A 12,848-nucleotide genomic window follows, 5' to 3' on the forward strand; every position below is an offset into this window, starting at 1 on the left:
GGCTGATGCAGATGCCTGCGGGAAACATTCTTGTCGCGGACGACGACGCCGCAATCCGGACCGTTCTCAACCAGGCGCTGTCCCGCGCCGGCTACGAGGTCCGCTCCACCAGCAATGCCGCAACACTGTGGCGCTGGGTGAGCCAGGGCGAGGGCGACCTCGTCATCACCGACGTGGTGATGCCCGACGAAAACGCCTTTGAATTGATCCCGCGGATCAAGAAGCTGCGGCCGGAACTTCCGATCATCGTCATGAGCGCGCAAAACACGTTCATGACCGCGATCCGGGCCTCGGAACGGGGCGCCTATGAATATCTGCCGAAGCCGTTCGATCTGAAGGAACTGATCGGCATCGTCGGCCGCGCCTTGTCCGAGCCGAAAGACCGGCCGCGCAGCGCCGGCAAGCCGGAAGAAATCGATTCCTCGATCCCGCTGGTCGGCCGTTCGCCGGCCATGCAGGAAATCTACCGGCTGCTGGCGCGGCTGATGCAGACCGACCTGACCGTGATGATCACCGGCGAATCCGGGACCGGCAAGGAACTGGTGGCGCGCGCGCTGCACGATTACGGCAAGCGCCGCGGCGGTCCGTTTGTGGCCATCAACATGGCCGCAATCCCGCGCGATCTGATCGAATCCGAATTGTTCGGCCACGAGAAGGGGGCCTTCACCGGCGCCAACACGCGGTCGTCCGGGCGCTTCGAACAGGCGGAAGGCGGCACGCTGTTCCTCGACGAGATCGGCGACATGCCGATGGAAGCGCAGACGCGGCTTCTTCGCGTGTTGCAGCAAGGCGAATACACGACGGTCGGCGGCCGCACCCCGATCAAGACCGATGTGCGCATCGTCGCGGCCACCAACAAGGATTTGCGGATCCTGATCCAGCAGGGCCTGTTCCGGGAAGACCTGTTCTTCCGGCTTAATGTCGTACCGTTGCGTCTGCCGCCGCTGCGGGAGCGCGCAGAGGACGTGCCCGACCTGATCCGGCATTTTCTCGCACTGGCCGAACGTGAAGGCCTGCCGAGCAAACAGATCGACCAGGCCGCCCTCGAACGGCTGAAGAAATATCCCTGGCCGGGCAATGTGCGCGAACTGGAGAATCTCGCGCGCCGTCTTGCCGCTCTGTACCCGCACGAGGTGATCTCGCTTGCGGTGATCGAATCCGAACTGACCCAGCCCGCCATCGCACCGGATCTGGATTCGGCGGCGCCCGACACGCTATCGGCGGCGGTCGAGCGCAATCTCGCGCGTTACTTTGCCGGGTTTCCGGATGGTCTTCCGCCGCCCGGGCTTTATCACCGCATCCTGCGGGAGGTTGAATATCCGCTGCTCACCGCCGCCCTGGCCGCCACGCGCGGCAACCAGATCCGGGCGGCCGACCTGCTCGGCGTCAATCGCAACACCCTGCGCAAGAAAATCCGGGATCTCGATATTCAAGTTATCCGCACAACCAGTTGAATTGACGGCCGCCCCGCCGCGGATTAGTCGCAATTGCGCAACAATGTTGTAGAATTACATCATTGCGGGCCGGTACGGCTCATTCACGCAAAAATCGCAACGAATGGGGGGCGATGGCTAGCGCAGACCAATCGTTGCCATTGGATAAGCCGGTTGTCGCCACGACCGCGCGGCGTTTTCCGTGGCGCTGGATCGGTCTCGTGGCCGTGGGCGCTGCGCTTTTGTCCGCGCTCGCCACCTTCCTGGTGCTGTCCGGACTGACTCCGCTTCCGCCCACGCATAATGTCGTCGTCAGCCTGCTGGGCATCAACGCGCTTGCGGCGCTGATCCTGGTTGCGGTGATTGCGCGGGAGATCGTCCAGATCGTTCAGGCGCGCCGGCATGGCCGCGCCGGGGCGCGGCTGCATGTCAGGATCGTCGGACTGTTCGCCATCATCGCGGCGGTCCCCACGATTTTGGTCGCGACCGTCGCGACCATCACCCTCGATCGCGGCCTCGACCGGTTTTTTTCGAGCCGCACCAAAGCAATCATCGAAAACTCGCTGCTGGTGGCCGAAGCCTATCTGAGCGAACATTCCCAGATGATCCGCGGCGACATCCTCGCCATGGCGCAGGACGTCACCCGGGCAAAGCCGCTGTTCGATTCCGAACGCGAGCGCTTCCGTCAATTCCTGACGGCGCAGGCGACGATCCGCGGCCTTCAGGTGGCGGTGATCATCAACGGCGATCTCGAAGTGGTCGAGCGCACCAGTCTGCGCACCACCCAGGACTTCGCGATCCCCAGCAGGGAAATCCTGAAGACCATCAACGAGACCCAGCCGCAGATCGCAATCATTCCCGACGCCAATTACGTCGCCAGCATCATCAAGCTGCGCAACTACGACACGCTCTACCTTTATGTCGTGCGTCCGCTCGATCCGCGGGTGGTCGCGCATCTGCGCGAAACCCGCGCGAGCGTCTCGGATTATGCGTTGATGGAAGCGCGGCGCGCCGGCGTCACCGTTGCCTTTGGGCTGATGTACACGGTGATCGCGCTGATCGTGCTGTTGTCCGCAGTGCTGATCGGACTGAATTTCGCCAATCGGCTGGTGGCGCAGATAAACCGGCTGATCGGCGCGGCCAATGTGGTTGCGACCGGCAATCTGCATGTTCAGGTTCCGGTCAGCCGGTCCGAGGGCGATCTCGGCCAGCTCGGCGAAACCTTCAACCGGATGACCCACGACCTGCGCACGCAGCGCGACGACCTGGTGCGCGCACGCGACCTCGTCGACAGCCGCCGGCGCTTCTCCGAAGCCGTGCTCGCCGGTGCGAGCGCCGGAATTATCGGCGTCGACCAGGACGGGAAGATCAGCATCATGAACCGGTCGGCGGAACAGCTGATCGGCGCCCCGGCGTCCGAGGTCAACGGCCGGCCGCTCCTCGACATGGTCCCCGAACTGAACGAACTGGTCCAGCAGGCGATCGAGAATGGCCAGCGTCTGGCGCATGGTCAGGTCACGCTCGCCCGCAAGGGCAGGGAGCGGATCCTGTCGGTGCGGGTCGCGTTCGAACAATCCGCCGATGCCGAACATGGCTATGTCGTCACGCTCGACGACATCACCGAACTGGTGACGGCGCAGCGCACATCCGCCTGGGCCGATGTGGCGCGCCGGATCGCCCATGAAATCAAGAATCCGCTGACGCCCATTCAACTGTCGGCCGAGCGGCTGCGCCGCAAATACGGCAAGGTCATCACCGAGGATCGCGCGATCTTCGAGCAATGCACCGATACCATCGTGCGGCAGGTCGACGACATCCGGCGCATGGTCGACGAGTTCTCGCGCTTTGCGCGCATGCCCAAGCCGGTCATGGAGCAGGAGGACGTCGCCGACACCGTGCGGCAGGCCGTGTTCCTGATGCGCGTCGGTCATCCCGACATCGACATCGACTTGTCGATTTCGCAAGACCCGATGCCGGCGCGGTTCGACCGCCGCCTGGTGTCGCAGGCCCTCACCAACATCATCAAGAACGGCACGGAGGCGATTTCCGCGCTTCCGGAGGGCTCGGAAAAGGGCCGCATCGAGGTCATCGCGGTGCGCGACGGCGACCAGATTCATATCGATGTCATCGATAACGGCATTGGTCTGCCGAAAGAATATCGCTCGCGCCTGCTCGAACCGTATGTGACCACACGCGAGAAGGGCACCGGCCTCGGGCTCGCGATCGTCGGAAAAATCCTGGAAGATCACGGTGGCGGCATCGAACTGCATGATGCATCGGAGCGGGAGCCGGACCGCAGAGGCGCGTGGATAAGGCTGCGCTTTGCCGTCAATCCGCCGCAACCCGCCAGCACCCCTGCAAATGCGGAAGACAAATCGAGACTTGCGAGCAGCGTAGCACCATGAGCGCCGAAATACTGATTGTCGACGACGAGCCCGATATCTGCGAACTGGTCTCGGGCATTCTCCAGGACGAAGGCTACGCGACGCGCACCGCGCGCGACGGCGACACTGCGCTCGATGCGATCAGAACCCGGCGGCCCAACCTTTTGTTTCTCGACATCTGGTTGCAGGGCTCCAAACTCGACGGCCTGCAATTGCTCGACGCCGCCAAAGAGCAATATCCCGATCTGCCGGTGGTGATGATTTCCGGCCACGGCAACATCGAGACGGCGGTCGCCGCGATCAAACGCGGCGCCTATGACTTTATCGAGAAGCCGTTCAAGGCCGACCGGCTGGTGCTGGTCGCCGACCGCGCGCTGGAAAATTCCAGGCTCAAGCGCGAGGTCAAGGAGCTCAAGGCGATCTCCCCGGTGCCCTCGGCGCTGATCGGAAAATCGCCCGCCATGAACCAGCTGCGCCAGACCATCGAGAAGGTTGCCCCCACCAACAGCCGGATCATGATCATCGGCACCTCGGGGTCGGGCAAGGAATTGTGCGCACGCACGATCCACAATCTGTCGAGCCGCGCCAACGGCCCCTTTGTCGTCATCAATGCCGCCGCGATCACCCCGGAATCGATGGAGATCGAGCTGTTCGGGGTCGAGCAGAGCAATGGCGGCCAGAGCCGCAAGGCCGGCGCCCTGGAAGAGGCCCATGGCGGCACGCTGTTCATCGACGAAATCGCCGACATGCCGCGCGAGACCCAGAACAAGATCCTGCGCGTGCTTGTCGACCAGACCTTCCACCGGGTCGGCGGCAGCAGCAAAGTCGCTGTCGATGTGCGCATCATCTCGTCGACGGCGCGCAACCTCGAAGCCGAGATTGCCGCGGGGCATTTTCGCGAGGATCTCTATCACCGCCTGTCGGTCGTGCCGATCCGGGTGCCGCCGCTCGCCGAACGGCGCGAGGACGTTCCGCTGCTGGTCGACTATTTCATGGACCAGATTTCGACCGCGACCGGCCTGCCCAAACGCACCATCGGCGACGACGCCATGGCGGTTCTGCAGACCCATGACTGGCCGGGCAATGTGCGCCAGCTGCGCAACAATGTCGAACGGCTGATGATCCTGGCGGGCGGCGATCCCAATGCGGTCATCAGCGCCAATATGCTGCCGCAGGATGTCGGCTCGATGGTGCCGTCGATGCCGAACGGCAATGGCGGCGAGCAGCTCATGAGCCTGCCGCTGCGCGAGGCCCGGGAAATGTTCGAGCGTGAATATCTGGTGGCGCAGATCAGCCGGTTCGGCGGCAATATCTCGCGCACCGCCGAATTCGTCGGCATGGAACGGTCCGCGCTGCACCGCAAGCTGAAGGCGCTGGGAATCGGCTAAAATCGCCGCGCCGCTTGTCGCATGCCCGCGCTTTCCAAGGATCCGCTGTGCCGCGCATCGCTTATGTGAACGGACGCTACCTGCCGCATCGTGCCGCCGCCGTTCACGTTGAGGATCGCGGCTATCAGTTTGCCGATGGCGTCTATGAGGTCTGCGAGGTGAGGGCGGGCCGGCTGATCGATCAGCGCCGCCACATGGAACGTCTTCAGCGCTCGCTGTCCGAATTGCGGATCGCAATGCCGATGCCGCTGCGCGCGCTCGATGTGGTCCTCCATGAAGTGGTGCGGCGCAATGCTGTGCGCAACGGCATCGTCTATCTTCAGATCACCCGCGGCGTGGCGAAGCGCGATCATCCCTTTCCCCCGGCCGGGACGCGCCCCGCGCTGGTGGTGACGGCGAGCCGGATCGATCCGGCCAGGACCGAAGCGTTCGCAACCGGCGGCATCGCCGTCATCACGGTGCCCGACAACCGCTGGGAGCGTGTCGACATCAAGTCGATCGCATTGTTGCCGAACGTGCTGGCCAAGCAAGCGGCGCGCGAGCAGGGGGCGCGGGAGGCCTGGTTCGTGGCCGCCGACGGCACGGTGACGGAGGGCGCGTCCTCCAATGCCTGGATCGTGACGGCGGACAATGAGGTGGTGACCCGGCCGGCCGACCACAGCATCCTGCGGGGCATCACCCGGACCGTCCTGCTCGACGTCCTGCGGGCGCACGACCTGACCCTGGTCGAGCGGTCCTTCACCGTCGCAGAGGCAATGGCGGCGCGGGAGGCCTTCATCACCTCGGCCAGTCAGACCGTCATGCCGGTGGTCCGAATCGACGGCCGCGCGGTCGGCAATGGAGCGCCCGGTCTGATCGCGACCGCATTGCGCGCCGATTTCCACCGCTTTGCCGAAGAATCGTGACGATTTGTCCCTTTGGGGGAGATAAAGGGCGGGATGTTGGGCTTGCACAGGGTCCGGCCGTGCCATCTAATACGCTGCCCCAAGTCCTCGTGGGTGACACGAACGAGGGACGATGAGACTTGGCAATAACGTCCCACGGGTCAGGGGTCCGCGGGCAAGAAAATGGAACGAACGGCGATGGCTGCCGAACGAACACAAAACCTCCAGGACACGTTTCTCAATCACGTCCGCAAGGCCAAAATCCCGCTCACGATCTTCCTGGTGAATGGGGTGAAGCTGCAGGGCGTCGTGACGTGGTTTGACAATTTCTGTGTCTTGCTGCGGCGGGACGGGCATTCGCAGCTTGTCTACAAACACGCGATTTCCACCATCATGCCGGGGCACCCGATCCAGCTCTTCGAGGGTGCCGAGGACGGCGCCGGAGAAAAAGGCTAATTGGAGCCGCGCCGCCGAGACGCCGTTCGCAGCCGCCGGAACCCCGGCGGGCCCGTTGCCTCGACCGGCCGCGCGCTGGTGGTCGGCCCCTATCTGCGCCACACCAAGCCAGGCGGCGCTGGCACCGTTCGCTCGCCTGAGGCAAGGCTCGCTGAAGCCGCCGGTCTCGCTCTCGCCATTGATCTCGATGTGGTGGAGACCGGGATCGTGCTGCTCTCCGACGTCCGGCCGGCAACCTATATCGGCAAAGGCAAGGTCGAAGAACTTGCCGGCGTCATCAAGGCCAAGGAGATCGGCCTGGTGGTGATGGATTGCGCGCTGTCACCGGTGCAGCAGCGCAATCTGGAAAAGGAATGGGGCGCCAAGGTGCTGGATCGCACCGGTCTGATCCTGGAGATTTTCGGCAAGCGGGCGCAGACGAAAGAAGGCGTGCTCCAGGTCGAGCTTGCGCATCTCACCTACCAGAAAAGCCGCCTGGTCCGCTCCTGGACCCATCTTGAACGCCAGCGCGGCGGCTTCGGCTTTCTCGGCGGACCGGGCGAGACCCAGATCGAGGCCGACCGCCGTGTCATCGAGGAGCGCATCGCGCGCATCGAGGCCGAACTGGAAAAGGTCAAGAAGCGGCGCAAGCTGCACCGTGCGGGCAGGGCGCGGGTGCCGTTCCCGGTCGCGGCCTTGGTCGGCTACACCAATGCCGGCAAGTCGACGCTGTTCAACCGCATGACGCGGGCCAAGGTGCTCGAGGCCGACATGCTGTTCGCAACGCTCGACCCGACCTTGCGCGCCATCGACCTGCCGCACGGCACGCGGGTGATCCTGTCGGACACGGTGGGCTTTATCTCCGATCTGCCGACCATGCTGGTTGCGGCGTTTCGGGCGACGCTGGAAGAGGTGACGCAAGCTGACGTGATCTTGCATGTGCGCGACATCGCCCATGACGATACCGAAGCGCAGATGCAGGATGTCGAGGACGTGCTGAAGGCGCTCGGTATCGACGAGGCAAGACGGAACCGGGTCATCGAGGTCTGGAACAAGGTCGATGCGCTCGATCCCGAGGCGCGCCTGCGCGTCGAGAATGCCGCAGCGCGGACCGCGCCGGACCATCATCCCGTGCTGGTTTCCGCGCTCACGGGCGAGGGCGTCGACCGGCTGCTGGCTGCCATCGAGGACCGGCTGGCGGAGTCGCGCATCGCCATGGAGCTGGTGCTCGAGGGCTCCGACGGCGCCGGCCTGTCCTGGCTTCACCGCAACACCGAGGTGATTGGAAAATCACTGCGCGACGACGGCAGGCTCGCCATTGTCGTGCGCGCCGACCCGGCCAAGGCGCCTCAGGTCCGGGCGCGTTTCCCCGGCGCCGAACCCGTCTCCTGACCGAGCTCCGCGCGCTCGGCCGCCTTGGCCTCGTCCCACAGCGCATCCATTTCGGCGAGCGTCGCGTCCGCAGGCGTCTTGCCGATGCGGGCGAGGGCAGCCTCGATCGCAGCAAATCTGCGCTCGAATTTGATATTGGTGCCGCGCAAGGCCGCATCCGGATCGAGGTCGAGATGCCGCGCCAGATTGACCAGCGCAAAGAACAGATCGCCGATCTCGTCGGACGCGGCGTCGCGATCGCCATGGTCCAGCGCCGCTTCGATCTCGTCGGCTTCCTCGCGGATCTTCGCCAGCACGGCCTTGGGGTCGTTCCAGTCGAACCCAACTCTGGAGGCTTTCTGCTGCAACTTGAGGGCGCGCATCAGCGGCGGCAGACCGGACGGAATGCCGGCGAGGGCGCCCGCCTCCTCGTGCCGGTGCCGATCCGGGCCGCGCCGCCGAAGGCGCTCGGCCTTCTCTTCGGTCTTGATGCGGTCCCAGAGCCCCTTGACCTCATCCGGCGTCAGGCGCGCGGTGTCCCCGAAGACATGCGGATGACGCCGGATCAGCTTCTCGTTGATTGCCAGGACCACGTCGTCAAATGCGAAGGCGCCTTGCTCCTGCGCCATGCGCGCATGGAAGACGACCTGCAGCAGGAGATCGCCGAGTTCGTCCTTGAGGTCGTCGAGGTCGCCGCGCGCGATGGCGTCGGCAACCTCGTGCGCTTCCTCGATGGTGTATGGCGCGATGCTCGCGAAATCCTGTTTCAGATCCCACGGGCAACCGGTCTGCGGCGTCCGGAGCGCAGCCATGATCTCGATCAGGCGGGCGATATCGCGGGAGGGCTTGAGGGGCGCGGTCATGGCCTGCGATGTGGCAAGGCGGTGCGCTCCGGCACAAGCGGTTTCACGTCATCATCCCCAGGCGGGCCCATGTGGCCCAGGCGGGCACATACCGCCCGGGCGGGCACGTTACGGGCCGGCCTTGTCTGACCGCACGGCTCGATTCGCATAAGACATATTATGGAATAGTTTTGGGCGACGTTACACTTGACATACGGACCCTTATTCCATCTTGACCGCTATCTGGCCGAGTTCGATTTCCGGCAGAACACGCGCGAGCGCCTTGGCATCAATGACACTCGCCGCGCGGAAATCGCACTGCAAGGCGTGGTCGGGAAAAGGCTTATGTACCGGGACTCATTCGCAGAGTAGAATCCCTACGAAGCGGCTTTCGTATCGTGTTGAAGGTCATGGCCGAAGAAGACAGGATCACGTTGATAATCGAAGGCTTGCCCGAAGATGAAGGGCAAGTTCGGTTGGGCGTGTTCCTTTCTCAACTTCAAAGCCTCAGCGCCGCTATCACGCAAGTGGATCGGGGTTTAAGCGAGGGGAAGCCCGCGACCGTTTTGCGGATCGCGGAGCTTTCCTACCGGAGCCCGATCAAAGTTGTCCTAGAACCGCAGGCGCTTCCGAACCGTCCGTATGTCGTTCCCGCGATCTTGACGCGCCTTGAGCGCGTGACCGAGGCGCTGGCCAATGGCGATGATCTCAGCGGCGTGGATGCCGACTTGTTGGAGGACATTCGCGGACTCACGCGCCCCGTTGGCAAGACGGTCAAGAGTGCCGCCCTTGTCTTCCGAGATCGCACCTTTGAACTAACTGAGACTGTAGGGAGCAAGGTAGATCGCGCCTTAGCGGTTGATGAGGAATGCGAAGGCTCTATTGAGGGGATGCTAGAGCAAATCAACCTGCATCATGGCGCGAACATTTTTCACATCTATCCCGAGATTGGCCCGAAAAAGGTCACCTGCAAATTCCCGCCAAAACTCTATGACGACGCGGTTGCTGCGGTCGGCCGGCGCGTCGAGATTTCCGGAATGCTCCACTATCGTATCGGCGCGAGTTTTGCGCACCAGGTAGCTGTTTCTCAGATAGATGTTTTCCCGCCGGCTTCTGAATTGCCGGACTGGGATGACCTACGCGGACGCGCCCCAGACGCGACGGGGGCGCTTAGCAGCGAAGCGTTCGTTCGGGAGCTTCGCGATGGCTGGCGCTGATCCAGCGTATTATTGGGATACGTGTCTATTTCTCGCATGGATCAAGGACGAACAACGTCCGTCCGGGGAGATGGATGGCGTTCGTGAGGTCATTGCTAGAGCCAAACGCCGCGAATGCAAAATCATTACATCGGCTATTACGTTGGTCGAATGTCTGGAGAGCAAGCTACCTGTCGGTTTGGACCGACTGTTTAAGGATATGATGAAACGCGTCCATCGTATCAGCGTGGACATCAAAGTTGCCGATCTGGCCCATGACATACGCGACTACTACACGGTGCGGGCGCAAGAGTACGGCGGCAAAAAGCTCACGACCCCCGACGCCATACATCTGGCGACCGCCATCTTGTATCGGGCGGCGGAGTTTCACACATTCGATGATGGCGGCAGCGATTCTAAGTCCATCGGACTCATAGGGCTTTCAGGCAACGTCGGAGGACACAAACTCACGATATGCAAGCCAGCGGCAAAAAATCCCGGCCTCGATCTGCGAAGGCCGACACGCCCCTGACTGACGCTGAGCGTCACAGGCGGTTCATTGAGATGGCCCGCGAGGTAGGCGCTTCCAACGATCCGGGGGCGTTTGAGCGTGCCTTCAAGCGCGTCGTCGGCAAGTCCAAGCGTCGCAAGAGCACCTAGCCAAAAAAGCCTAGGCCCATCAATATCTTGTAATTCGCATGTCAAGTGTAACGTCGCCTATTTTTGATCGGATGTTTCGGGCCGATTCCGACTTGGCTCACCGAGCCGGCACAACATCTTGCGCCAAATCCGGCGGATCGGCCCGACTTCTCAACCATCGTCCACGCCGCCTCCGTCCGCTCAGGCGACGATTCGCATCCCGTCGAAGGCCGGCTCGACATGCGGCGGCAAGGCGTCGCGCAGCGCGTCGTAATCGAGATCGGTATGCATGTTGGTCAGGATCGCCCTTTTGGGCTTGAGACGGCCGATCCAGTCCAGCGCGTCCGACAGCGAGAAATGGCTCGGATGCGGCGTATGGCGCAGCGCGTCGACGATCCAGACATCGAGCCCGGTCAGCGCCTGCGCGCTGTCGTCGGGCATGCCGACCAGATCCGCCGTATACGCGATTGCGCCAAAGCGGAAGCCCAGACACGGAATGTCGCCATGGTCCAGCAGCACCGGCAGCGCGGTGACGGCGCCGCCATCGCCATCGATGACGACAGGCTGGCCCGGCACGATCCGGTGCTCGGCAAGGATCGGCGGATAAGCACTGCCGGGCGGCGTCATGAAGCAATAGCCGAACCGGGCATGCAGCGCACGCGACGTCGGCTCATCGAGATAGACATCGATGCGGCGCCGGTGCCTGATGAAGAACCCGCGCAGATCGTCGATGCCGTGGGTGTGGTCGGCATGCTCGTGCGTGAACAGGACGGCGTCGAGTTTCGCGACCTCGGCGTCCAGCAACTGCTCGCGCAAATCCGGCGAGGTATCGACCAGCACACAGGTCGTGCCGCCGGGTCCGGTCTGTTCAACCAGGATCGAACAGCGCCGCCGCCGGTTTTTCGGATTGTCCGGATTGCACGCGCCCCAGCCGAGCGCCGGACGCGGCACGCCGCCCGACGATCCGCATCCCAGAATGGTGACGGTCAGGCTCATGCGACGCTCAGGCTCATGTGACGAAAAAGCTCATGCGGCGGCTGAGATGTTGCGCGGGACCTTGTTGAACAGACGGAAGAAATTCTCCGTCGTCTGTTCCGCGATTTGCTCCGGCGAAACGCCGCGCGTCTGCGCCAGCACCTTGGCGGTCTCGACCACATAAGCCGGCTCGTTGCGCTTGCCGCGATATTTGCCGGGCGCGAGATACGGCGCATCGGTCTCGACCATGATCCGGTCGGCCGGCAGCGAGGCCGCGATGTCGCGCAAGCCCTGCGAGGTCTTGAAGGTCAGAATGCCGGTGAAGGAGATATAGAGCCCGAGCGCGATGGCGCGGCGGGCGAGGTCTTGGGCGCCGGTGTAGCAATGCAGCACGGCGGGGAAGGCCCCCTTCCCCATCTCCTCCTCCAGAATGCGCGCGACGTCGTCATCGGCATCGCGCGCATGGATAACCAGCGGCAGCCCGGTCTGGCGCGCCGCCGCGATATGCGTGCGGAAACCCTGTTCCTGCGCCAGGCGCGGCGACGTGTCGTAGAAATAATCGAGGCCGGCTTCGCCGATCGCCACGACTTTGGGATGCGCGGCCTTGGCGACAAGATCCGCGGTGGAGATATCGATTTCCTCATGCGCATGATGCGGATGGGTGCCGACCGAACAGAACACATCGTCGTAGCGCTCGGCGATGGCGAGCAGGTCGGCCAGCCGGCGCACCCGGGTGGAGATCGTCACAATGCGGCCGATGCCGGCAGCGCGCGCGCGGGCGACCACGCCGTCGAGATCGGCGGCGAGGTCCGGAAAATCGAGATGGCAATGGCTGTCGACGAGCATCGCGGGCCGCACCTATGACGCCGCGCGGCGATCGGCAAGCGCAGCGATCGCCTTCACGTCGCTATGCTCGGCCTGCAGATCAAGGATGAAGGGCGTCCGCCGTCCGGCAACCCGGATGGTCATGCCGCCGGCCTCGGGCCGCGCCACTTCGAGCACCTGCGACAGCGGAAGACGGACCTCTTTCGGCCCGAACAGGCCGAGCGTGGTGACGTCCAGCATGTCGCCGTTCCGGACCAGCCGGACCACATAGACATTGCCGTAGAAATAGAGCGCAACCAGCGGCAACAGGCCAACGATGACGACGATCAGCACCGCTGCCGGCCGGGTGCCGCCGCTGCGCAGCACATTCGCCCAGTAGAACCATCCCACCGACCAGACCACGGCCGCCAGAATGCTGAACCGCGCGCGCTTGGCGCGCCCGCGATTTTCATACAGCAGCGCCATGTCCGAACCCA

General features: G+C 63.7%; 12 protein-coding genes and 1 pseudogene. 9 read left to right on the forward strand and 4 right to left on the reverse strand.

The window, feature by feature from the left end:
* Positions 1-11: 11 nt before the first annotated feature.
* From ntrC to hflX, 6 genes are all read left to right on the forward strand, one after another.
* Positions 12-1,454: a nitrogen regulation protein NR(I) gene (gene ntrC / locus ACK41X_RS02985; protein WP_409719115.1), complete on the forward strand. Its 1,443-nt coding sequence runs from the start codon at positions 12-14 to the stop codon at positions 1,452-1,454.
* A 113-nt stretch (positions 1,455-1,567) separates the two neighbouring features.
* Positions 1,568-3,838 carry an ATP-binding protein gene (locus tag ACK41X_RS02990; RefSeq protein WP_409719117.1) on the forward strand — a complete coding sequence of 757 codons (2,271 nt, stop codon included), beginning with the start codon at positions 1,568-1,570 and terminating at the stop codon, positions 3,836-3,838.
* A complete protein-coding gene (locus ACK41X_RS02995) occupies positions 3,835-5,205 on the forward strand; it encodes a sigma-54-dependent transcriptional regulator (protein WP_409719119.1) in 1,371 nt (456 codons plus the stop codon). Before ACK41X_RS02990 ends, ACK41X_RS02995 begins: the two co-directional genes overlap by 4 nt.
* 47 nt (positions 5,206-5,252) lie before the next feature.
* Entirely contained in the window at positions 5,253-6,110 is an 858-nt protein-coding gene (locus ACK41X_RS03000) for a D-amino-acid transaminase (protein ID WP_409719121.1), read from the forward strand.
* Positions 6,111-6,287: 177 nt separating this feature from the next.
* On the forward strand, positions 6,288-6,545 hold the full coding sequence (hfq, locus tag ACK41X_RS03005; RefSeq protein ID WP_409719123.1) for an RNA chaperone Hfq: 258 nt from the start codon (positions 6,288-6,290) through the stop codon (positions 6,543-6,545).
* Complete coding sequence (gene hflX / locus ACK41X_RS03010; protein ID WP_409719125.1) at positions 6,546-7,916, forward strand: GTPase HflX; 1,371 nt, start codon at positions 6,546-6,548, stop codon at positions 7,914-7,916.
* On the opposite strand, the gene mazG is transcribed toward hflX, so the two are convergent.
* Complete coding sequence (mazG, locus tag ACK41X_RS03015; protein WP_409719127.1) at positions 7,874-8,758, reverse strand: nucleoside triphosphate pyrophosphohydrolase; 885 nt, start codon at positions 8,756-8,758, stop codon at positions 7,874-7,876. The genes hflX and mazG overlap by 43 nt on opposite strands.
* A gap of 207 nt (positions 8,759-8,965) precedes the next feature.
* Between mazG and ACK41X_RS03020 the strand changes: the two are divergent.
* The 3 genes and pseudogenes from ACK41X_RS03020 to ACK41X_RS03030 form a co-directional block, all read left to right on the forward strand.
* A pseudogene (locus tag ACK41X_RS03020) lies at positions 8,966-9,109 on the forward strand (IS1595 family transposase); the annotation flags it as partial.
* A gap of 38 nt (positions 9,110-9,147) precedes the next feature.
* On the forward strand, positions 9,148-9,954 hold the full coding sequence (locus tag ACK41X_RS03025) for a hypothetical protein (protein WP_409719129.1): 807 nt from the start codon (positions 9,148-9,150) through the stop codon (positions 9,952-9,954).
* Entirely contained in the window at positions 9,941-10,465 is a 525-nt protein-coding gene (locus ACK41X_RS03030; RefSeq protein ID WP_409719131.1) for a type II toxin-antitoxin system VapC family toxin, read from the forward strand. Before ACK41X_RS03025 ends, ACK41X_RS03030 begins: the two co-directional genes overlap by 14 nt.
* Positions 10,466-10,773: 308 nt before the next feature.
* Here the strand turns inward: ACK41X_RS03030 and ACK41X_RS03035 are convergent, their stop codons facing one another.
* Genes ACK41X_RS03035 through ACK41X_RS03045 form a run of 3 tightly spaced genes read right to left on the reverse strand, consistent with a single transcriptional unit; the run spans position 10,774 to position 12,837 of the window.
* On the reverse strand, positions 10,774-11,568 hold the full coding sequence (locus tag ACK41X_RS03035) for an MBL fold metallo-hydrolase (RefSeq protein WP_409719133.1): 795 nt from the start codon (positions 11,566-11,568) through the stop codon (positions 10,774-10,776).
* Between the two features lie 30 nt (positions 11,569-11,598).
* Complete coding sequence (locus ACK41X_RS03040; protein WP_409719135.1) at positions 11,599-12,393, reverse strand: TatD family hydrolase; 795 nt, start codon at positions 12,391-12,393, stop codon at positions 11,599-11,601.
* A gap of 12 nt (positions 12,394-12,405) precedes the next feature.
* Positions 12,406-12,837: a hypothetical protein gene (locus tag ACK41X_RS03045; RefSeq protein ID WP_409719136.1), complete on the reverse strand. Its 432-nt coding sequence runs from the start codon at positions 12,835-12,837 to the stop codon at positions 12,406-12,408.
* Positions 12,838-12,848: the final 11 nt, after the last annotated feature.

The organism is Pseudorhodoplanes sp., assembly GCF_046289595.1.
GTDB lineage: Bacteria > Pseudomonadota > Alphaproteobacteria > Rhizobiales > Xanthobacteraceae > Pseudorhodoplanes.